The 20,391-nt window shown below is 67.8% G+C and carries 15 protein-coding genes; 9 read left to right on the top strand and 6 right to left on the bottom strand.

Annotation, left to right across the window (positions count from 1 at the left end):
- Positions 1 to 84 precede the first annotated feature (84 nt).
- On the bottom strand, positions 85 to 921 hold the full coding sequence (locus tag EAH73_RS09385) for an oxidoreductase (protein ID WP_140466228.1): 837 nt from the start codon (positions 919 to 921) through the stop codon (positions 85 to 87).
- Positions 922 to 1,009: 88 nt separating this feature from the next.
- Complete coding sequence (locus EAH73_RS09390) at positions 1,010 to 2,266, bottom strand: hypothetical protein (protein ID WP_140466229.1); 1,257 nt, start codon at positions 2,264 to 2,266, stop codon at positions 1,010 to 1,012.
- A 259-nt stretch (positions 2,267 to 2,525) separates the two neighbouring features.
- On the opposite strand from EAH73_RS09390, the gene EAH73_RS09395 reads away from it, so the two are divergent.
- Positions 2,526 to 3,326 carry a head GIN domain-containing protein gene (locus EAH73_RS09395; RefSeq protein WP_140466230.1) on the top strand — a complete coding sequence of 267 codons (801 nt, stop codon included), beginning with the start codon at positions 2,526 to 2,528 and terminating at the stop codon, positions 3,324 to 3,326.
- A gap of 145 nt (positions 3,327 to 3,471) precedes the next feature.
- On the opposite strand, the gene EAH73_RS09400 is transcribed toward EAH73_RS09395, so the two are convergent.
- On the bottom strand, positions 3,472 to 3,855 hold the full coding sequence (locus EAH73_RS09400) for a nuclear transport factor 2 family protein (RefSeq protein WP_140466231.1): 384 nt from the start codon (positions 3,853 to 3,855) through the stop codon (positions 3,472 to 3,474).
- 83 nt (positions 3,856 to 3,938) lie between these two features.
- Here EAH73_RS09400 and purU point away from each other — a divergent pair, with 83 nt between their 5' ends.
- The 4 genes from purU to EAH73_RS09420 all read left to right on the top strand — a co-directional run bounded on the left by purU (position 3,939) and on the right by EAH73_RS09420 (position 7,927).
- Positions 3,939 to 4,772: a formyltetrahydrofolate deformylase gene (gene purU, locus EAH73_RS09405; protein WP_193560199.1), complete on the top strand. Its 834-nt coding sequence runs from the start codon at positions 3,939 to 3,941 to the stop codon at positions 4,770 to 4,772.
- Positions 4,773 to 4,862: 90 nt separating this feature from the next.
- Positions 4,863 to 5,447: a TetR/AcrR family transcriptional regulator gene (locus tag EAH73_RS09410; RefSeq protein WP_140466232.1), complete on the top strand. Its 585-nt coding sequence runs from the start codon at positions 4,863 to 4,865 to the stop codon at positions 5,445 to 5,447.
- 50 nt (positions 5,448 to 5,497) lie between these two features.
- Positions 5,498 to 6,316, top strand: coding sequence for a helix-turn-helix domain-containing protein (locus EAH73_RS09415; protein ID WP_140466233.1), 819 nt, complete (start codon positions 5,498 to 5,500; stop codon positions 6,314 to 6,316).
- Between the two features lie 27 nt (positions 6,317 to 6,343).
- On the top strand, positions 6,344 to 7,927 hold the full coding sequence (locus EAH73_RS09420) for an FAD-dependent monooxygenase (protein WP_140466234.1): 1,584 nt from the start codon (positions 6,344 to 6,346) through the stop codon (positions 7,925 to 7,927).
- Between the two features lie 43 nt (positions 7,928 to 7,970).
- Here EAH73_RS09420 and EAH73_RS09425 read toward each other — a convergent pair whose 3' ends face one another.
- On the bottom strand, positions 7,971 to 9,263 hold the full coding sequence (locus EAH73_RS09425) for an NCS2 family permease (RefSeq protein ID WP_140466235.1): 1,293 nt from the start codon (positions 9,261 to 9,263) through the stop codon (positions 7,971 to 7,973).
- Between the two features lie 321 nt (positions 9,264 to 9,584).
- On the opposite strand from EAH73_RS09425, the gene paaE reads away from it, so the two are divergent.
- From paaE to EAH73_RS09440, 3 genes are all read left to right on the top strand, one after another.
- Positions 9,585 to 10,664 (top strand): 1,2-phenylacetyl-CoA epoxidase subunit PaaE, encoded by a 1,080-nt coding sequence (gene paaE, locus EAH73_RS09430; protein WP_140466236.1) that lies wholly within the window; start codon positions 9,585 to 9,587, stop codon positions 10,662 to 10,664.
- Between the two features lie 663 nt (positions 10,665 to 11,327).
- Positions 11,328 to 14,807, top strand: coding sequence for an FG-GAP-like repeat-containing protein (locus tag EAH73_RS09435; protein ID WP_140466237.1), 3,480 nt, complete (start codon positions 11,328 to 11,330; stop codon positions 14,805 to 14,807).
- A 414-nt stretch (positions 14,808 to 15,221) separates the two neighbouring features.
- A complete protein-coding gene (locus EAH73_RS09440) occupies positions 15,222 to 16,853 on the top strand; it encodes a Na+/H+ antiporter (RefSeq protein WP_140466238.1) in 1,632 nt (543 codons plus the stop codon).
- Positions 16,854 to 17,012: 159 nt separating this feature from the next.
- Here the strand turns inward: EAH73_RS09440 and EAH73_RS09445 are convergent, their stop codons facing one another.
- The gene (locus EAH73_RS09445) at positions 17,013 to 18,110 is read right to left on the bottom strand and encodes an alpha/beta fold hydrolase (RefSeq protein ID WP_140466239.1); all 1,098 of its coding nucleotides are present in this window, start codon (positions 18,108 to 18,110) and stop codon (positions 17,013 to 17,015) included.
- Between the two features lie 130 nt (positions 18,111 to 18,240).
- Here EAH73_RS09445 and EAH73_RS09450 point away from each other — a divergent pair, with 130 nt between their 5' ends.
- Positions 18,241 to 19,314: an AI-2E family transporter gene (locus EAH73_RS09450; RefSeq protein WP_140466240.1), complete on the top strand. Its 1,074-nt coding sequence runs from the start codon at positions 18,241 to 18,243 to the stop codon at positions 19,312 to 19,314.
- A gap of 38 nt (positions 19,315 to 19,352) precedes the next feature.
- On the opposite strand, the gene EAH73_RS09455 is transcribed toward EAH73_RS09450, so the two are convergent.
- A complete protein-coding gene (locus EAH73_RS09455; RefSeq protein WP_140466241.1) occupies positions 19,353 to 20,345 on the bottom strand; it encodes a DUF1028 domain-containing protein in 993 nt (330 codons plus the stop codon).
- Positions 20,346 to 20,391: the final 46 nt, after the last annotated feature.

The raw sequence follows: 20,391 nt of genomic DNA on the forward strand, positions 1-20,391 counted from the left end.
ATGGCTCTAGCAGACGCCACCAAAAAAGCCGCTGCCCGGCAACGGTGAAGTTGCTAAGCAGCGGCTAAACTTATGCCTGGGGCCCTAAAAATCCGTCGGCTCACCGAGGTAGGCGAAGTCGTCAATTTCCTGCAGGAGGCCCTGGAATTTCTGGCGGGCCAGCTTGTAGGCAAAGGCGCCCAGCAGCAGGTGCACCGGCGGGTTGGGCAGGCGCACGAGCTGGTACATGGCCGCGGCGGCCTTCACGGGGTCGCCGGCCTGGTTGCCGTCGCGGCCCAGCGAGGCTTTCAGGCCCTCGCCCACGGTGGCTTGGTAGTCAGCAATTTGCGTGTCGGTATAGGTGGCCGACGCGCCGGCCCAGTTGGTGCGGAACGGGCCCGGCTCCACGTTGGTGACGTGGATGCCCAGGGGCCCCAGCTGCGCGGCCAGCGACTCGCCCAGGCCTTCAAGGGCGAACTTCGAGCCGTTGTACAGGCCGGCGTGGGCCATCCCCATCAGCCCACCCACGGAGGTGATGTTGAGGATGTTGCCCGACTTTTGGGCCCGCAGGTGCGGCAGCACGGCGCGCACCAGGCGCAGGGGCCCAAACACGTTCACGTCGAACTGGCGCTGGGTTTCTTCCTCCGATATTTCCTCGATGCTGCCCAGCGAGCCGTAGCCGGCGTTGTTCACCAGCACGTCGAGGCGCCCAAAGGCATTGACGGCCTGCTGCACGGCGGCGGTGATTTGCGCGGCGTCGGTGACGTCAACCAGCACGCCCAGGGCCTGGCCGGGGGCTTTGTTTGTGAATTCGTCGGCTTGCGCGGGCTGGCGGAACGTGGCCGCTACCCGGTCGCCTTTTTCAATTAAATACGTGGCCAGGGCCTCGCCCAACCCGGTGGAGGCGCCAGTGATAAACCAATTTTTTGATGCTTCGGGCATGGTGATGTTGCGTGAAATGGAAGCAGTAAGACGCCCAAAACGCGCGAATTGTTTGGCCCCGGCCGCCTTGGGCCCGCCGGCCAGGGCCCTAGTACGGGTGGCTGGCGGTGGTTTCGGGGATGACCACAAGGTAATCGTAGCCCAGCAGCACGCGCTGCACGGCCTGGCCCACCACCAGCTTGCCCGCGCTGAGGGCCCGGCGGGCGGGGCGCAGGTCCACCAAGTTCCAGGCGGGGCCGGCGGTTTGGTCGAAGAATAGCTTTAGCGAGGGCTCATCGGCGACGGTGTAGGCGCGGGGCTTTTCGGGGGAGCGGGGGCTCAGGCTGCTGGCGGCGGTGCCCTGCTTGCCCATCACCAGCAGGTGCAGCGATTTTTGGTCCTGCGCCTCGGCCAGGTCCTGGGCCAGGTTGCCAAGGTCGTAGAACTCGCCGAACGAGGCCAGGCTGAGGCCCCGCGCCAGGTGGTTGGCCCCGAACTTGAACAGCATTTTGGGCAGCGGCTGCCCCGCGGGGCCCTGGGTCCCGCGGGCGTAGCGCAGCAGGTTGCGGCGCATCAGGTTCAGGCGCTCCTGATGGCCGCCGGTGCCTTTGATCTGGCCCTGGTAAATGGCGTAGCTGGCCGCGTAGTCCTGCACCATTTGCCGCACGTCGGGGCCCTCTTGCCGGGTGATGTTCACCAGGCTGTCGAGGGCGCTTTGCCGCTGCTCGGCCATGCTGAAATCGTCCTTACCGGCGCGCTCAAACGCCTGGCCCTGGGCCTGGTACTTGGCAGCCTGCTGCTGCAAATAGGCTTTGGCCGGCTTGCCCTTGGCCCGTTCGGCCAGCCGGGCGTAGAAGCGGCCGGCGGTGGCAATGAACACCTGGTCGAGCCCCAGCACCTGCACGCGCTGGGCCCGCAGCGTCCGAATCAGCTCAAATTCCTCGGCCCAATTATAAAAGCACAGCGCCTGGGGGTACCGCTGGCTGTAGGCCGTGGGCAGGCCGGGCTGCGCGGCCAGCGCCGTGAGGTCCTGGGCCACGTAAGGGTCGATTTCGGCCGCGAATACCGCCGGCTGAAGCACCTGCGCCACGGCCGCCGTGAAGCCCGGAATCTGGGCCATGCCGTGGCCCTCGCCGATGAGTACGAACTGACTTTTTTGGATGCTCTGCTGCAACTTGTCCCAGCCCGCGCCCGAAAACTGGGCCCCGGCGGCCACCATCGGAAATTGGTGCTGCCGGATGAGGCGCGTGAGGGTGCTGTCCTGGGCGCGGGCGGGGCCCCAGGCCAGCAGCATAAGCAGGAGCACGACTAGGTAGGGCCCCCGGGCGGGGCGAGCGGTGGCGGCGGGGCGCGGAAAACGTGGCATAAAGCGGGCAAATGGGTGGTTGACGGGGCGAAGGTGCTCGGCCGGCCCACGGCTTTAAAAAATATTATCCCAACCGCCCCAAATTGGCTGTAACATCGGGGCCCCGGGCCCGGTACCCGCGGCGGGCGGGTTGCTCCCGCAAAATCGGGCGTTGGGATAATAAACTACCGGCCGCGGTTCGGCGCGGGTAGCTTCGGCCCACCGACCGGGCCCGCCCGCTCTGTTTTCCTACTTCTTTCACCTCCCTTACTTACTGTTTATGAAAGTCTTCCGACTGTTACTGCCGGCCTTGGTGCTGGGCACCACCGTGGCCGCCGTGCCGCCCACGGCCCCCACCGCCACCCCCGCGCCCACCGCCCAGGAGGTGCGTAACCTGCCCGCCTTCACGAAGGTGAACCTGGCTACCTCGGTGGCCGTGGAGGTGCGGCAGGGCAGCCCGCAGCAAGTGGTGGTGGAAGGCGCGCCCGACGACCTGGCCCAGCTGCGCACCACCGTGGACGGCGACCGCCTCGTCATCGACACCAAATCGGGCGCCGACTGGCGGGAGTTTCTGCGCAGCCACCGCAACCTGGGCAACATGACCGTGCGCATCACCATGCCCACCATCAACGCGCTGGGCGTGAGCGGCTCCGGCTCACTCAGGGCCCCCAGCGTGCGGGCCGAAAACCTGAACCTAAGCGTGAGCAGCTCCGGCTCGGTGGAGGTGGCGCAGGTGCAGGCCACCAACGTGCGGGCGGCGGTGAGCAGCTCGGGGCACGTGGGCATCGGCCAGTTGCAAGCTACCGAGCTGCACTCGAACCTGTCGAGCTCGGGCAGCATCAAGGTGGGCGGCGGCCGCTGCCCGCGCCACGAAGTAGCCATCAGCGGCTCGGGCTCCGTGGCGGCCCTCGACTTGCAGTCGGCCACCTGCGATGCGCGCATCAGCGGCTCGGGCAGCTGCCGCGTGCAGGCCACCGAGACGCTCGAAGCCCGCATCAGCGGCTCGGGCGACGTGTACGTGACCGGCAACCCCAAAGTCACGAGCCACACCAGCGGCAGCGGCGGCGTGCGCCGGGGGTAGGGTTTTGGTTGCCAGTTGCTAGCCGCTGGGTTTGGGGCCCCAGGTTGTTAAATAATAATCTGGCTACCAGATAATAAGCAGGCCGTCATGCTTCGCTGCGCGCTGCATGACGGCCTAACTTTTACCTACTAAGTATCAACTAATCCTAGGAAGCTTGTTTTTGGGCGTGCCAGAGCACAAGCTGCCAGCCGGTGGGGTTTTTGATGTAGGCCACGGCGTACTTGATGTGCGTGGTGAGGGGCTGGCCGTCGGGGCCGGGGCCCAGGTCGATGCGCACGGTGCCGTTCACGAGGGCCGTGCGGTCGTCGTTGTAGGAGCGGACGCTCAGGGCCTCAATGTCCACCTGGTCGTAGCGGCTTTGGCCGGCGCGGATGCTGGCGAGGTAGCTCGCCTTGGTGTCTTGGTGGCCGTTGGCGTGGGTGTACACGAGGTCGTCGGCGAATATTTTTTCCAGCACGGCGTAATCCTTGGATATTTGCGCGGCGAAGCGCTGGCGTTCGAGCTGTTCAACTTCCTGAATGGCGGTCATCTTGCGAGGGGAAAACGCCCGGCCAACCCGGCCGGGGCCCCGCAAAGAAACCACCGCCCCGGCCCCCGCTTCGCCCCCGCCCCATGCCGCACCTGCTGCTCATCCAATCGCCCGACGAGCCCGGGCTGATCTACAAAATCACCGCCGTGCTCTTCGCTCACGGGCTCAACATCTTGCGCAACGACGAGTTCGTGGAGCCCGCGGGCAACGTGTTTTTCATGCGCACCGAGTTTGCCGGCGCCTTCGACGCCGGGGCCCTGGGCGCGGCCCTGGCGGGGGCCCTGCCCGCCGCGGCCACCGTGCGCCTGAGCGACAACCGCCCCCAGGACGTGGTGCTGCTCGTCACCAAAGAGCACCACTGCCTGAGCGAGCTGCTGGTGCGCCACGCCTTTGGCGAGCTGAACGCCAACATCCGGGCCGTCATCGGCAACCACGAAGTGCTGGGGCCCCTCACGCGCCAGTTCGGCGTGCCCTTCCACTACCTGCCGCACGCGGAGCGCAGCCGCGAAGCGCACGAGGCCGAGGTGCTGGCCGTGCTGGCCGGCTACCGCCCCGATTGGGTGGTGCTGGCCAAGTACATGCGCATCCTCTCGCCCGAGTTTGTGGCGCCCTACGCCAACCGGCTGGTCAACATCCACCACTCGTTTTTGCCGGCCTTCGTGGGGGCCAGCCCCTACGCCCAGGCCCACGCGCGGGGCGTGAAAATCATCGGCGCCACGGCCCACTTCGTGAACGAGCAGCTCGACGAGGGCCCCATCATCGCCCAGCGCGTTATCCCCACCGACCACACCCGCAGCGCCCGCGAAATGGCCCAGGCCGGCCGCGACGTGGAGAAAATTGTGCTGGCCCGGGCCCTGGAACTGGTGCTCGACGAGCGGGTGTTTGTGCACCGCAACAAGACGATTATCTTTGATTAGGCGGCGTTTGGATAACAAACATTAGTTAGTTTTGGCTAACTTTACCGCCCGCCCGGGCCCCCGCTGCCTTGCCCGGGGCCCCGCCGCGCCATGCTGAAACCCGAAAAAATATCGAAGCGCCAGCTCATCCTGGCCGAGGCCGCCAAGCTCTTCAAAGACCGGGGCTACAGCGGCACGTCGATGCGCGACCTGGCCGGGCAGGTAGGCATGGAGGCGGCCAGCATGTACAACCACATCAAGGCCAAGGACGAAATTCTGGCGAGCATCTGCTTCCGCATTTCCGATTTGTACATCTCGCAACTGGGCGAAATTTCGGCCACCGCCGCCAGCTATGGCGACAAAATCAAGGCCCTGATTCGGCTGCACATCCGGTTGATGGTGGAGGACGGCCCGGCCGTGTCGGTGGCCAACCACGACTGGAAGTACCTGCCCGAGCCCAAGCTGGGCGAGTTCAAGCAGGCCCGCAAAACCTACGAGAAGGGCTTCGCCGCCCTCATCGAGGCCGGCATTGCGGCCGGCGAGTTCCAGCCCGTGAACGTGTCGGTGGCCCTGTTCACCATCCTCTCCGCTGTGCGCTGGATCGAGCTGTGGTACCGCCCGGGCCGCGAGCTGTCGGCCGAAGAGTTGGAAGCCAACATCATCACGGTGCTCCTCCACGGCTTGGAGCGCAAATAATTAGGGCCCCAGCCAGCAGGCCACGGGCTTAGCCGGGCCTACCTTTCCGCATGCACCACCAAGAAGTAGCACCGCCGGCCGCGCTACGGGACGCCGTCAAGTGCGTTTGGTACACCAGCCGCGACTTGGGCGCACTCCCGGCGAGCTTTGAGGTGGTGCCAGACGGCTACGCGGAAATCATTTTTTACTTCGGCAGTGCTTGCAGCATTGCCACCGCGGACGGCTGGCAGCCCCTGCCCTCCCCGTTCCTGGTGGGGCTGCTCAACCAGCCGGCGCTTTTCCAAGCGCAAAACCGGCTGGAAATCATCGGCATTCGGTGCTTCCCCTGGACGGTGTTCGATTTGCTCGGCCTGCCGCCCGGCAAGGACGGCGTGCGCACCCTGGCCCACCCCATCGCCCAGCTGCAAGCCCCGCTGGCCCAGTGGCTGCGGGCGGGCAACGTAGCGGGGGCCCTGGCGGAGGCCGCCCAATATTTCCTATCGGCCCAGCCGCGGCGGGCCAGTGGCGGCCTGCTGGGCAAAGCAGGCGGGGCGATGCAAGCCGCCGCCGGCACCCTGCCGGTCAGCCAGGTGGCGGCCGCGGCGCACGCCACGGTGCGCACGCTGGAGCGGCAGTTCAAGCAGGCGGCGGGCCACACGGTGAAAGACGTGTCCTCGCTGATGCGCTTCGAGCAGGTGCGCAACCACTTGTGGCAGCACCCCGGGACCAACCTGGCCGGCCTGGCGCAGGAGCTGGGCTACGCCGACCAGGCCCACTTGAGCCGGGAATTTAAGCGCTACAGCGGCACAACGCCCGCGGCCTTCGCCCGAAAAGCCCGGCGCGGCCGGCCGGTAGCGGGGCCCGATTTTGTCGCGTTTGTACAAGCCTAGGGCGGGCGCCGGCCGGAATTTTGCGGCATGAAAACCACTCCTGCAAGCGCAAAGTCCGCCCAAAACACTTCTAATTTCGACGTTATTATTGCCGGGGCCGGGCCGGTAGGGCTCTTCCTGGCCGGCGAGCTGGCCCTGGCCGGCTGCTCCGTCCTGCTCCTGGAAAAGGCAGCGCAGCCGCACTCGCCCCTGAAGCGGCCGCCGTTTGGGGTCCGGGGCCTCAACGCCCCTTCGGTGGAGGCGCTGGACCGCCGGGGCTTGCTCCAGGAGCTGGCGCTGCACAAACGGCTGAAGAACCCACACCAAAATGCCGTGCAAGGGGCCCAGCGCCAGGTGGGGCACTTTGCGGGCATCCCGTTTCACGAGGGCGACGTTGACGCGTCCCGGTGGCCCTACCGCCTGCCCAGCTCAACCGCCACCAGCTTAATGACCGAGCTGGAGGAGCTGGAAGCCGCGCTGGTCCGCCGCGCCGAAGCCCTGGGGGCCGTCATCGAGCGCGGGCAGACCATCGCGGCGGTTCAGCAAACGGCGGATGGGGTGACGGTGCACACCGAGGGCCGCGCGTGGCAGGGCCAGTGGCTGGTGGGGTGCGACGGCGCCCGCAGCGCGGTGCGCAAAGCCGGCGGGTTCGACTTTGCCGGCACGGAACCCGAATTCACCGGCTACACCGCCCACCTTGACCTGACCGGGGCGGAGCAGCTCCGCCCCGGCCGCAACCTGACCGCCACCGGGATGTACCTGCAGTCGCAGCCCGGCTACGTGGTGGTGCAGGATTTTGACGGCGGGGCCTTCCATAATTCCGGGCAGCCGGCCACGCGCGAACACGTGCAGGCGGTGCTCCGCCGCGTCTCGGAGACCGACGTCACCGTTAGCGCGCTGCACCTCGCCACCACCTGGACCGACCGGGCCCGGCAGGCCACCGCCTACCGCCACGGCCGGGTGCTGCTGGCCGGCGATGCCGCGCACATCCATTCGCCGCTCGGCGGCCAGGGCCTCAACCTGGGCTTGGGCGACGCCCTGAACCTGGGCTGGAAGCTCGCCGCCACCGTCCGCGGGCAAGCACCCGCAGGCTTGCTGGACAGCTACCACGCCGAGCGCCACCCCCTGGGGGCCCAAGTCCTGGATTGGTCGCGCGCCCAGGTGGCCCTCATGAAGCCCGACCCCGCCGCCCGCGCGCTGCAAGCCATCGTCCGCGACCTGATGGCCACGCGCGACGGGGCCACCCATTTTGCCGGTCGTGTGTGGGGCGTTTCCACGCGCTACGACCTTGGCAGCGACCACCCGCTGGTGGGCCGGAGCGCGCCCAACTTTGCGTTTGAGGACGGGACGACCCTGGGCGAGCTCATGCGCAACGGCCGCGGCCTGCTGCTAGATTTCGGCGACAATGCTGCCCTTGCAAGGGTGGCGAGTGCCTACCCAATCAAGTACCTGCCGGGCCGGGCCACGGATCAATTGAACTTAAGCGCCGCCCTGGTTCGCCCGGATGGGGTTGTTGCCTGGGCAACGGACCACGCCCCCAACAGCGACGACCTCCACCGGGCAGCTGCGCGCTGGTTCGTCGGCGTGGCGGGGCCCCAGCCACTCCCGGTGCTGCCGAACCCGGTTGCGTAACGCTCTCCGTTTGAGCGGCCCGCCCCGGGGCCCCGCGGGCCGGCTAAAGCAGCAGGCTCACCAGCGAGAGCACCAGGATGAGGCCCAGCACCGGGCTGATGTCGCGCCAGCGGCCCAGCAGCACCCGCAGCGCGCCCCAGGCCAGCAGCCCGCAGGCCAGGCCCGTGGCGATGGAAAAGCTGAACGGCATCAGGAAAACGGTGAGCAGCGCCGGCACCAGCTCCTCGAACTTGTCGAAGGCGAGGTGGCGGATTTCGCCCACCATCAGCAGGCCCACCAGCACCAGGGCGGGGGCCGTGGCGTAGGCCGGCACCACGCCGATGAGCGGAATAACGGCCAGTGACCCTACAAACAGAGCCGCCGTGACCACCGCCGTGAGGCCCGTGCGTCCCCCCGCCGCAATGCCCGTGGCCGACTCGATGTAGGCCGTGCTGGGCGAGGTGCCGAGCAGGCTGCTGGCCATGGCGGCCACCGCGTCGAGGTTCAGCATCCGGTTCAGGCCCCGGATTTTGCCGTCGGGCTGCCCCAGGCCGGCCGCGCCCGCGCAGGCCACCAGCGTACCCAGCGAATCGAAAAGGCTGACGTAGAACAGGGCGAAGATGGGGCCCACCAAATTCCAGCGCAGGGCCCCTAAAACATCGAGCCGGAACGCCACTGGCGCCAGGCTGATACTGCTGGAAAACACCGCCGCCGGGGCCGCTACCAGCCCGGCCGCCGCCGCCGCCAGCGTAGTGCCCACAATGCCCAGCAAGATGGCCCCCGGCACCCGCCGGATGTGCAGCGCCAGCGTGCCAAACAGCCCCGCCACGCTGACGACCACCGGCGGCGTGAACTTGCCCAGCGCCACCAGCGTGGCCGGGTTGGCCACCACCAGCCCCATGTTGCGCAACCCAATCAGCAGCAACAACGCCCCGATGCCCACCGGAATGGCCGCCACAATGGCTGGCGGAATGGCGGCCACCATTTTCTCCCGGGCCCCTATCAGGCTCAGAAACAAGAACAATACGCCCGCCCAAAACCCAATGCCCAGCGCCACTGGCCACGGCACGCCGTTGGTGAGCACGAGGGTGTAGCTGAAAAAGGCCGTCAGGCCCAGGCCCGGGGCCACCGCTATCGGCACGTTGGCCCCGAGGCCCATGAGGGCCGTGGAGAAGGCCGTGACCAGGCACGTGGCGGCAATCAGGGCGGGCTTGTCGAGGCCGGCGGCGCTGAGCGTGGCCGGCACCACAAACACGATGTAGGCCATCGTGAGGTAGGTGGTGGCGCCGGCTGCCACTTCGGTGCGCACCGTGGCGTCGTGAGCACGCAGGCGGAACAGTTTTTCGAGGAGCGGCATGGGCTTGGAAATGCGAATAAGGGGGCCCTGGGCGGGGTACGCCGCTGGCCCGGCCGTGCGGCGGCGGGCGTTTGGCGGGGCCCGGGCGGCGGCAGCGGGGCCCCGCGGTACCTTTGGGGGCCGGCCGGGCGGCCGGGCCCGCCCGGGCAGCCACTGGCGGCGCGGCGCGGCCAGCGGCGCCCGGCGCGAAAGTAGCAGGCGCGGGCGGCGCGGCGGCCACCGGGCGCCGCGCCGCCGCCCGCCCCAGGGGCCCCGCGCCGCCGGCCGCCCGGCAGGGCCCGTTGTTGTTTGCCCGTTCTTTTTTTGGCCTCCTTCCCACCCATGAGCCGCTTCCATTCCCTCGCCGTCAAAAGCATTACCCGCGAAACGCCCGACTGCGTGAGCGTATCCTTCGACGTGCCCGCCGAGCTGCGCGAAGCCTTCCGCTACGTGCCGGGCCAGTACCTCACGCTGCGCCGCACCCACCAGGGCGAGGAGCTGCGCCGCTCCTACTCACTCTGCAGCAGCCCCCTGGACGACGAGTGGCGCGTGGCCATCAAGCAGGTGCCGGGCGGCCGGTTTTCGAGCCTGGTGGTGGGCGGCGACGGCCTGCGCCCCGGCGACCGGCTCGACGTGATGCCGCCGCAGGGCCGCTTCACGCCGCCCGCCCTGCACCCCGAAAATGCCAAGCTGTACGTGCTCTTCGCGGCGGGCAGCGGCATCACGCCCGTGTTTTCCATCGCCAAAACCGTGCTCCTCACCGAGCCCCACAGCCAGGTATATTTGGTGTACGGCAACCGCGGCCGCAACGCCATCATCTTCAAGGAAGGCATTGAGGCGCTGAAGAATAAATTCCTGAACCGCCTGAGCGTGTACCACGTGCTGAGCCGCGAGCAGGGCGACGCCGACCTGCTGTTCGGCCGCATCGACCGCGAAAAAACCGCGCAGTTTCTCCAGAAAATTGTGCCCGCGGGCCGCATCGACGAGTGCTTTATCTGCGGGCCCGAGGAGATGATTACGGGCGTGCGGGAAGCCCTGGCTACCGCCGGCGTGGCCCCGGAAAAAGTCCACTTCGAGCTCTTTGCCACCGGGGCCCCCAAGGCCGCCCAGGGCCCCGGCCGCCCCGCCGGCACCGACGACCAAAAGAGCCAGGTAAGCGTGCACCTCGACGGCCGCGCCTACCGCCTCGACATGTCGTACTACGGCGACACCATCCTCGACGCCGCCCTGGCCGCCGGGGCCGACGCGCCCTACTCCTGCAAAAACGGCATGTGCAGCACCTGCCGCGCCCGCCTCACCGAGGGCACCGCGGCAATGGATGTGAACTACTCGCTATCAGAAGATGAAATAGCCCGCGGCTACGTCCTCACCTGCCAGGCCCGCCCCACCGCCGCCCAGGTGGCGGTGGATTTTGACCAGTAGCAATATCTACTGCCGCGTTACTGGCATAGCGTACACTGGCCCGGCCCAGCCCGGCCCCCAGCTCCTCGCCGTGCCGTTGCGCGACCGCCGAAAACGAGCATTTAGCGCGGCCTCGGAGCCAGCGGCTTTAGGAGCCGGACTTGCCCCGGCCTGGATATTCGCGCCAAACCACCGGGGCCGCGCCGCAACGGGCGGCTGCAAGCCTAGCTCCTACCCCTTGCAAACCATCCTACTGGCTTCGCAGATGGGCTAACGCTCCTTGCGGGGCCCTGTTATGGGGGCTAAGCGGCCCGAAGCGGCGGGGAATTCCGCGCAGGGCCCCCAGCTTCCAGCCCTGCCCAACCGGGGGCCCGGCAAAAAAGCCCCACCGACTTCCGGAAACTGCTTCGGCACTGCTGGCACCCACCCCGTGGGCCGCTTCTCGGGCACTTGGCGGGCTCACCAGAAGGCGCTACATAGGCCCCCCAACTCCCCCGGGCCAGGGCCCGGCAGCCGTTCCGTCGCCAACATATTATACTTAACTACTATTTTATTTTGCTTTATCTATACATTCGGTTAGCTCGTGATTATTTTTGAAACCTACTCCGCAGCTGATACCTAGCGGCTCCATCAACGGTCGTTGCCCGTTCGCTTCTTCCTCCCTTTCCTTTTCAACCCTTGCTTATGACAACAATTTTTACGCGCACTGGCCACCAGGCCGAGGCCCGCTCGAAATTTCCCCGCGCATTGTGCGCGGCCTTAGTGGGTGTGGGGCTGTGGGCCGGCGCGGCCGGGGCCCAAACGCCTGGCCCCGCCCAACACCTTCTGCGGCCGGTCGTTGCGCGGCGCACGCCGCACTCGGCCACGGCATTCAAACCTGGGGAAACGGCGCTTACCACTTTTGCCCTGGCCGGGCCGGGGGCCCGCACGCAGGGCCAGGCGGCCCCGGCCGCCGGTGCTGGTACGGGCCGCTTCCGGGGCGGCTCGGAAGTGCCGGTGGGCAACACCCCCGTAGCCGCCGCCCTGGGCGACGTGGACGGCGACGGCGACCGGGACCTAGTGGTGGCCAACGGCAGCAGCGCCACGGTGAGCATCCGCCTGAACAACGGCATTGGCGGTTTTGGCGGGGGCCGGGAAGTGCCCGTTTACGGGCAGAACCAAGGCCTCGCCCTGGGCGATGTAGACGGCGACGGCGACCTCGATTTGGTGACGGCCAACAACGGCGGCATTGCGAGTGTGCGCCTGAACAACGGGGCCGGCGTGTTCAGCGGCGGCCAGGATGTGGTCCTCGCCAGCAACGACCAGCCCGTAGCCCCAGCGTTGGCCGACGTGGACGGCGACGGCGACCTCGACCTGCTCGTGACTGAGTACGGCGGCCGGGTGAGCATCCGCCAGAATAACGGCCGGGGCTTTTTCAGCGGCAATCAAGAAGTTTTTGTTGGCCAGGGCCCCACGGCCATTGCCGTGGGCGATGTGGACGGCGACGGCGACCTGGACTTTGCTACGTCGAGCGCCCTGGGCAGCACCGCCAGCGTGCGCCTGAACAACGGCCGCGGCGTGTTTGCCGGCGGCCAGGATGTGCCGGTGGACGATAGCACCGAGGGCATTGCGCTGGGCGACGTGGACGGCGACGGCGACCTCGACTTGCTCGCAACGGCCTACAACGAGAAGGGCTCCGCGGACGTGCGCCTGAACGACGGCCACGGCACCTTCAGCGGCAACCGGCAGGTGAGCATCGGCAGCTACCCCAATGGCCTCGCGCTGGGCGACGTGGACGGCGACGGCGACCTCGACCTGGTGGCCACTTACTTTGGCAGCGGCGGCGGCGGCGGGGGGGCGAGTGTGCGCCTGAACGACGGCACGGGCACATTCGCCAGCGGCCAAGAAGTTCCCACCGGGGACATCCCCAACGGCGTGGCGCTGGGCGACGTGGACGGCGACGGCGACCTCGACCTGGTGACGGCCAATCTCGCCAGCAACACGGCCAGCGTGCGCCTGAACCAGCCGGCCCCGGTCATTGTCAGCGTGGCGCCGGCGCCGGCGTCTTTCAGGGCCCCGCGCACGACGCCGGTGGCCGCCACCTTCGACCAGCTGCTCAACACCGGGCCCGCCACCCGGGCCGGCCTCAAGGTATTCAGCCAGCAGGCGGGCGGCTTGAAGGCCGGCACGGGGGCCGTGAGCGGCAACACCCTGACGTTCCAGCCGGCCACGGCTTTCAAGCCGGGCGAAACGGTGTTTGCCACCGTGACGCCGGCCGTGCAAACCCGCGACAACCAAAACCCGGCCGCGCCTTACGTTTTCCAGTTCACCACCGCAGCGGGGGTGGGCCCCGGCGTGTTCCGCGCGGGCTACGACCCGGCGGTGGATGCATCTAGTAGCGGCGTGGCCCTGGGCGACGTGGACGGCGACGGCGACCTCGATTTGGTAACGGTCAGCAGGGTGTACTTCAACACCGGCGTGGGCACGTTCGTCGCCGGCCCCGCCGTCAGCGTCGTGGGCTCCCCCCTCAACCTGACCCTGGGCGACGTGGACGGCGACGGCGACCTCGACTTGCTCGTGACCGCCAACACCGGCCGCGGCATCGTGAACGTGCGCCTGAACGACGGCCGCGGCACGTTTTCGGGCAGCCAGCAAGTTTCCGTGGGCTTCAAACCCTTCGACGTGGCGCTGGGCGATGTGGACGGCGACGGCGACCTCGACATCGTTACGGCCAACCAGACCGGCAGCTCGGCCAGCATCCGCCTGAACAACGGCACGGGTACGTTCAGCGGCGAGCAGCAAGTGCTGGTCGGCGACCAGCCCGTGAGCGTGGCCCTGGGCGACGTGGACGGCGACGGCGACCTCGACTTCGTAACCACGTCCGCCAGCGGCACCACGGCCAGCGTGCGCCTGAACAACGGCGCGGGCGCGTTCAGCGGCGACCAGGACGTTGCCGTAGGCTTCAACCCCTTCGACGTGGCCCTGGGCGACGTGGACGGCGACGGCGACCTCGACCTGGTGACGGCCAACCGCTACAACTACAACAGCATCGGGCAAATTATCAACAGCACGGTCAGCTTGCGGCTCAACAACGGGCACGGCGCATTTGCCGGCGGCCGGGAAGTGCCCGTGGGTGGCGGGGCCAGCAACGTGGCCCTGGGCGACGTGGACGGCGACGGCGACCTCGACCTGGTGGCGACCAGCGGCGGCGCGGCCAACGTGCGCGTGAACGACGGCGCGGGCGCGTTCAGCGGCAACCAGGACGTTGCCAATGTGTATGCGCAAAGCTTGGTACTGGGCGATGTGGACGGCGACGGCGACCTCGACATCGTTACGGAAGGTGGGAACTCGGCCACGGTCAGCGTGCGCTTGAACCAAGCCGAGGCGCCGGCCAGCGCCTTCTACCGCTTGCGGGCGGGCGGCGGGGCCCTAGCCACCTCGCGCGGGCAGTTTGCGGAAGACCAGTATTTTTCGGCCGCCAGCGCCACTTTTGCCACCACCGCAGCCATTGCGGGCACCCCCGACCCGGCCCTCTACCAGCAGGAGCGCTTCAGCACCAATGGTACGCTCAGCTACGCGCTGCCCGTGGCCAACGGCCCCTACACGGTGGTACTGCACTTCGCCGAGCTCTACTGGACCAAGCCCGGCCAGCGCGTGTTCGACATCAACCTGGAAGGGAAAAAAGTGGCCACCAACTACGACATCGTGCGGAAAGTAGGGCCCCTGGCGGCCACCACCGAAACCTTCACCGTGGCCGTGGCCGACGGCGTACTTAACATCGATTTGAGCGTGCCCTACCTCAGCGGCGGCGCGGACCAGGCCAAGCTTTCGGCCCTGGAGGTGCTCAGCCCCGACGGCCGCACCCCGCAGCTGGCAAGCGCCCCGCAGCTCGCAAATGCCGCACTGCGCGGCTCAGCGGCGGGCCCCTTGTCTGGGCTGAGCACTTACCCCAACCCCGCGCAGAATGCCTTTACGCTGGCGTGCACCGCCACGAAAGCACAGGCGGCCACGCTGCTCCTCTCCGGCCCGCTGGGCAACGTGCTGCTTCAGCAGGCCGTGGCGCTGCAAGCGGGCTCAAACCTGGTGCCGGTGCGGGCCCCTAACCTGGCGGCTGGCCTTTATCAGCTCACGCTGCGCCTGCCCGATGGGCAGCACCAAAGCCAACGGATTATTATCCAGCCCTAAAGGCCGGCCGACAATCTCCACACGCCGGCCAGTGCTTGGCAGCGCGTTCCAACCACAGCCACGTAGCGGGCGGCTGGTTTTGCCCACCTGGGTTTCAGCACCTGGGATGAGCAAAACCGGCCGCCCGCTTCCGCGTAGGCTACCCTGAGGCCCGCCTGGTAGCAGGCATCGGCCAGGGGGGCTCGTACGCAGGCTGCCCCCAAGGCCGCCCAGGGCCCCGGCCGCCCCGCCGGCACCGACGGACCAAAAGAGCCGGGTAAGCGTGCACCTCGACGGCCGCGGCTACGTCCTCACCTGCCAGGCCCGCCCCACCGCCGCCCAGGTGGCGGTGGATTTTGACCAATAGCGCGGCGGCGGGGCAGCGGGGGCCCGGTTTGGGCGGTGGCGAATTAGCTTTACCGCATTCTGCTCGTTATGAATAGTTTCGAAACCATTCTGGTATTGTTGGCCCTGCTCGCGGCCCTGTCGGTGCTGTTTCAGCGGAGCCGGCTGCCGCAGGCGGTGCTGTTGGTAGCGGCGGGCTTGGCGCTGGGCTTCGTGCCGGGCCTGCCGCCCATCAAGCTGGAGCCCGACGTGGTATTTCTGCTGATTTTGCCGCCGCTGCTCTATTACGCGGGCTTCAACCTCACCTGGCAAGATTTCAACCATTACCGCCGGCCCATTCTGCTGCTGGCCGTGGGGCTGGTGGCGTTCACGACGGTGGCCGTGGCCGTGGTGGCGCACTACTTCTTGCCGGGCTTTGGCTGGCCGCTGGCGTTCGTGCTGGGGGCCATCGTGTCGCCGCCCGACGCCGTGGCGGCCAGCAGCGCCACCCAGGGCCTGGGCCTGCCCAAGAGCGTGAGCGTGACGCTAGAAGGCGAGGGCTTGGTGAACGACGCCACCGCCCTGATTGCCTACCGCTACGCCGTGGCGGCCGTGGTCAGCGGCGGGTTTGTGGCGTGGCGGGCGGGCGGGCAGTTTGTGCTGGTGGCCGGCGGCGGCGTGGCCCTTGGGGTGGCGGCGGGCTACCTCACGGCGCGGCTGCAAGCCCATGTGCGCGAGGCCACTACGGCCACGGTTATTTCGTTGCTGCTGCCGTTTCTGGTGTATTTACTGGCCGAGCACGTGGGGGCCTCGGGGGTGCTGGCGGTGGTGTTCATGGGCCTGGTGATGTCGCGGCGGGCCCCGGAAGTGTACTCGGGGCCCACGCGCCTGCAAAACGCCAGCTTCTGGCGCGTGGTCAACTTCCTGCTGAACGGCTTCGTGTTCATCCTCATCGGGTTGCAGCTGCCGGCCGTACTGCGCGGCCTGCCGGCGGGCCACTTGCCCGCGCTGTGCGGGTACGGGCTGCTCATCAGCGCCGTGGCCATCGGCATCCGCATTGTGTGGATTTTCCCGGTCACGGCGCTCGTCTCCTTTTTCCGCCGCTCGACCGGCCACCCGGCCTCGCCGCTCATTGGCTGGCGCGAGCTGCTGGTGACGTCGTGGGCCGGCATGCGCGGGGTGGTGTCGCTGGCCACGGCCCTGGCCCTGCCCCTGGTGCTGGCCGACGGCCGCGCCTTCCCGCAGCGCAACGTGCTGCTGTTCCTCACCTTCGCCGTCATTCTGGTGACGCTGCTGGTGCAGGGCCTCACGCTGCCGTGGCTGGTGCGCCGCCTGGGCGTGCACGGGGAAACGGCCGCCGCCGACCGCCACGAGCAGGCCCTGCGCCTGGAGCTGGCCACCGATTCGCTGGCGTTTCTGCACGACACGCTGGCCACCTGCACCGCCCCCGAGGTGCTAGCCCCGCTGGAGCAGCGCCTCACGCAACAAATCGACTTGCTGCAAGCCAACGCCACCGACGCGGCCGCCCCCGATGCGGCCGGACCGGGCCCCGGGCAGCGCCGGCACCAGCAAGTGCTGCGCACCAATTTGGCCGTGGTGCAGCACCAGCTCGGCCTGCTCGTGCAGCGCCACAAGCAGGGCCATGCCGAGGTCGAAATCATCCGCAAGCTCCAGCGCGAGCTGGATTTGGCCGAGCTGGACCTGCAAACGCAGCTAGAGGAAAGCGGCGCAGCGGGCAGCTGAGCAGCGCCTGTTTGAGTTAGCTACAAGGTGCTTTAGGCGGTCATGCGAAACGCAGTGAAGCATCTCTCCCGCCCACTAATCATAGATTACTGCTGCGGGAGAGATGCTTCACTGCGTTCCGCATGACCGTTTTATTAACTCAAACTGCTCTAATTCTTACTACTTGCCGGCCAAGAACTTGCCGATATTGTCGTTGAGGAACTTGGCGTCGGCGGGGTTGCTGGCGGCGCCGGCGGTGTGGCCCCACAGCGAGGGGATGGGCAGCAGCGTGACGCCCGGAATGAACGCGGCCTCGTAGCGCGCGTCGCCCACGGGGAAGTACAAATCCGTTTCCGACGGCATGTAGAGGATGGGCGCTTTTATGCTGCGCAGGGCTTTCTCGACGTCGCCGCCGAAGCCGGGGGTGGTGCCCACGTTGTGGTATTCCCAGGTGCGCATTTGCGCGATGAGGTCGTTGGCGTCTGCCCCGGGGATGAAGTGGATGCGGTAGTTATTGAGTACCTGCTCGAAGGTGGTGCCGGGCTTCTCGTCGCTGCGCCACAGCTCTTTGCGCCACCACTCCTGCGAGAACAGCCAGCCCGTCCACACCGCGGCGAAGGCTTCGATGCCCTTGGTGGGCGGGGTTTTATAGTCGCCGTTCTGGAAGGCCGCGTCGGCGGTGAGGGCGGCAATCTGGCCTTCGAGGCGCACCACGCCGTGGGGGTAGTTTTTGGCCGTGCCCGAGGTAGCCACTAGGCGGTCGGCAAAGGTGGGGTAGCTCACGGCCCACTGAAACGCCTGCTCGGCGCCCATCGAAAAGCCGATGATGGCGCGCAGGTGGGTTATTTTCAGCTCCTTGGTTAGCAACTCGTGCACCGCCGCCACGTTGTCGCGGATGGTCATGACCGGGAAGCGGGGCCCGTGAAACGGCTCGGGCGTGTTGCTGGGCGACGACGACTTGCCGTTGCCGAACAGTTCGGTCGTGACCAGGAACAACTTGGTCGTGTCCAGGCACTTGCCGGGGCCGATGAGCCACTCGTAGCCGTGGTGGCCGGCCATGTAGTGCGAGGGCAGCAGCACGGCGTTGTCGCGCCGGGCGTTGAGGTGGCCGTAGGTGCCGTAGCCCACCCGGGCCTGGGGCAGCACGGCCCCGCCCTCGGTGCGGAAGTTCGGCAGCACGAAGAAGTGGTGCGGCACCCGGTCGGCCGGCTTGGCGGGCGTTTGGGCCCCAACGGCGGCAAAGCAGAACAACAGGGCGAGGGTAAGCAATTGGCGCATAATGAAGACTTAACGGGGAAAAAGCCGTGGTGGCGGCCGGTGGTTTTCGCCGTGCCGCGCGGTTGTTCGTAAAGGTAGCCGGCGCACGGCCCCGCCCGGGGCCCTCACGCGCCCTTCATCTGCCCCGGCAATGGACCAACTTTCTACTTCTTCTTCCCCCACCACTTCCCTCACCGGCTACGCGCGGCGCGTGGGCGTGGCGGTGGGCATCGTGTTCATTGCCTTGTTCTTAACGGGGCTGCTGGGCACGGCGTTCGGGGTGTTTTTGCGGGTGCTGGCGGCGCTGCTCATTGCCCTGCCGCTACAGGCCGGGGCCCAGTGGCTGCACCGCCGCACGCGCCTGCCGCAGGGCCTGGCGCTGCTGCTGGTGGCGCTGCTGGTGGTGGGGGCCCTGGTGGGCGCGGGCTGGCTGTTTTCGACGCGCATCGGCGGGCAGGTGCAGCAGTTGCAACAACAGCTGCCGCAGGCCCTGCGCGAAGTGCAGGCGCGCGCCAAAGGCACCGAGTGGGGCCAGTGGCTGGCCAACGAAAACCTCGATTTCGGCCGCCTCACGGGCGGCGGCTCGGCCTGGATGGGCCGCATCACGGGCATCTTCTCCACCACCTTCAGCGTGCTGGCCGACGCCTACGTCATTGTCTTTCTGTCGCTCTTCATTGCCTTGCAGCCCAAGCTGTACCGCGCCGGCCTGGTGATGCTGGTGCCCAAGCCCGGCCGCGCCCGGGCCCACGAGGTGCTCGACAAAATCAGCGACACGCTGGTGAAGTGGGTGCTGGGCCGGCTGGTGTCGATGCTGGCCGTGGGCGTGCTCACGGCGCTGGGGCTGTGGGCGTTGGGCATGCCGCTGGCCTGGGTGCTGGCCCTGTTCGCGGGGCTGGTCACGTTCATTCCCAACATCGGGCCCATCATTTCAATGGTGCCGGCGCTGCTGCTGGCCTTCTTCCACGGGGGCCCCACGGAGGCGCTCTACGTGCTGGCGCTGTACCTGGGCGTGCAAACGCTGGAAAGCGCGGCCGTGTCGCCGGTGGTGCAGCAGCGGCTCATTCTGCTGCCGCCGGCGCTCATTTTCGTGGGGCAGCTGGTCATCGGCTCGTTCACGGGCCTGCTGGGCCTCACGCTGGCCACGCCCATCATCGCCATCGGCGTGATTTTGGTGAAAATGCTCTACGTGCAGGACGTGCTGGGCGACGACGCGGTGGAACTGTAGCGGGCCTCAGCACGGACTTTGTAGCCCGCGCTACGGCCTTATTTCAGCGCCAAAATTTGCTTTAGTTCTGCATCTGACACCGTGAGCAGGCCCACTTTGGGCAGGCGTTCGGTGAGCACGCGCCAGTTGGGCTCCTGCTGAAAAATGGGCTTGAGCAGGGCCAGGGCGGCGGGCACTTGCTGCTTGTTGGCCAGCGTGATGGCGTGCCAATACTTCATTTCCAGGTTCTGGGGGAACATTTTTTCGGCCGCTTGGTACTCCTGGATGGCTTTCGGCATGTCGTTTTTCTCCACGGCCAGGTCGCCGGCGTTCATGTGGTCGTAGGCGCGGTGCAGCTTGAGGAGGCGGCGCAGTTCGGGCAGCGGCTGGGCGGCGTCGTCCACGCGCAGGTCCACAAGGCGGTCGGCCCAGGGGCCCTCGGTGGCCGTGCCGCGCACCACCAGCAGCGCCACCGACTGCCGGCCGCGCACGTCGCCCCCGGCGGCCTGGGCCGCGTCGAGGGCCCCCAGCACGCGCTCGGCCAGCGGCAGGGCGGCGCCGGCTTCGTAGGCCCGGGCCATGGCGCCCCACACCGTGTTGTTCAGCATCATGTTGGCCTGCACCGAGAACTGGGGGCCCTGCTGGTGGCCGGCCATGTCCACGCACTTTTTGCCGGTGTGGGTGGCCACGCGGCCCTGGTTGTCGAGGATGGCGACCTGGCGCACGTCGCGGGCGTCGTCGGCGGCCAGCAGCTCGTCGAGCGCCTGCTGGGCCGACTTGCCGCTCTTGAGCAGGGCCAGGCCGCGCAGGCCGAACGACTTGTTGGTGAACGACTGGGTGGCCACCACGCCCACCCCGGCCTCGGCCCAACTCACGCTGGTGCCCACCGAAAACCAGTGGCTTTGCACGGCCACGGCCATTTCGCCGGTTTTAGCGTCGCGGGCCACAATGCTAAAGGTGTGGGCCAGCGGGTCGGTGGCCGAGTACACGGACTGGGCCGCAGCGGGCAGCGCCAGCCAGGCCAGCGCGAAAAGGAGTAGCTTGTGCAACATATAATGGACGGGAGAAAAAATGGCATTGGGCCCCGGGGCGGCCGCG

Origin of the sequence: Hymenobacter nivis, from assembly GCF_006439025.1 — a bacterium.
In the GTDB taxonomy this organism is placed as follows: domain Bacteria; phylum Bacteroidota; class Bacteroidia; order Cytophagales; family Hymenobacteraceae; genus Hymenobacter; species Hymenobacter nivis_A.

Bases quoted from the DNA above. Each gene is read 5' to 3' on its own strand.
- EAH73_RS09385 (WP_140466228.1), bottom strand. From the start codon at position 921: ATGCCCGAAGCATCAAAAAATTGGTTTATCACTGGCGCCTCCACCGGG.
- EAH73_RS09390 (WP_140466229.1), bottom strand. From the start codon at position 2,266: ATGCCACGTTTTCCGCGCCCCGCCGCCACCGCTCGCCCCGCCCGGGGG.
- EAH73_RS09395 (WP_140466230.1), top strand. From the start codon at position 2,526: ATGAAAGTCTTCCGACTGTTACTGCCGGCCTTGGTGCTGGGCACCACC.
- EAH73_RS09400 (WP_140466231.1), bottom strand. From the start codon at position 3,855: ATGACCGCCATTCAGGAAGTTGAACAGCTCGAACGCCAGCGCTTCGCC.
- purU (WP_193560199.1), top strand. From the start codon at position 3,939: ATGCCGCACCTGCTGCTCATCCAATCGCCCGACGAGCCCGGGCTGATC.
- EAH73_RS09410 (WP_140466232.1), top strand. From the start codon at position 4,863: ATGCTGAAACCCGAAAAAATATCGAAGCGCCAGCTCATCCTGGCCGAG.
- EAH73_RS09415 (WP_140466233.1), top strand. From the start codon at position 5,498: ATGCACCACCAAGAAGTAGCACCGCCGGCCGCGCTACGGGACGCCGTC.
- EAH73_RS09420 (WP_140466234.1), top strand. From the start codon at position 6,344: ATGAAAACCACTCCTGCAAGCGCAAAGTCCGCCCAAAACACTTCTAAT.
- EAH73_RS09425 (WP_140466235.1), bottom strand. From the start codon at position 9,263: ATGCCGCTCCTCGAAAAACTGTTCCGCCTGCGTGCTCACGACGCCACG.
- paaE (WP_140466236.1), top strand. From the start codon at position 9,585: ATGAGCCGCTTCCATTCCCTCGCCGTCAAAAGCATTACCCGCGAAACG.
- EAH73_RS09435 (WP_140466237.1), top strand. From the start codon at position 11,328: ATGACAACAATTTTTACGCGCACTGGCCACCAGGCCGAGGCCCGCTCG.
- EAH73_RS09440 (WP_140466238.1), top strand. From the start codon at position 15,222: ATGAATAGTTTCGAAACCATTCTGGTATTGTTGGCCCTGCTCGCGGCC.
- EAH73_RS09445 (WP_140466239.1), bottom strand. From the start codon at position 18,110: ATGCGCCAATTGCTTACCCTCGCCCTGTTGTTCTGCTTTGCCGCCGTT.
- EAH73_RS09450 (WP_140466240.1), top strand. From the start codon at position 18,241: ATGGACCAACTTTCTACTTCTTCTTCCCCCACCACTTCCCTCACCGGC.
- EAH73_RS09455 (WP_140466241.1), bottom strand. From the start codon at position 20,345: ATGTTGCACAAGCTACTCCTTTTCGCGCTGGCCTGGCTGGCGCTGCCC.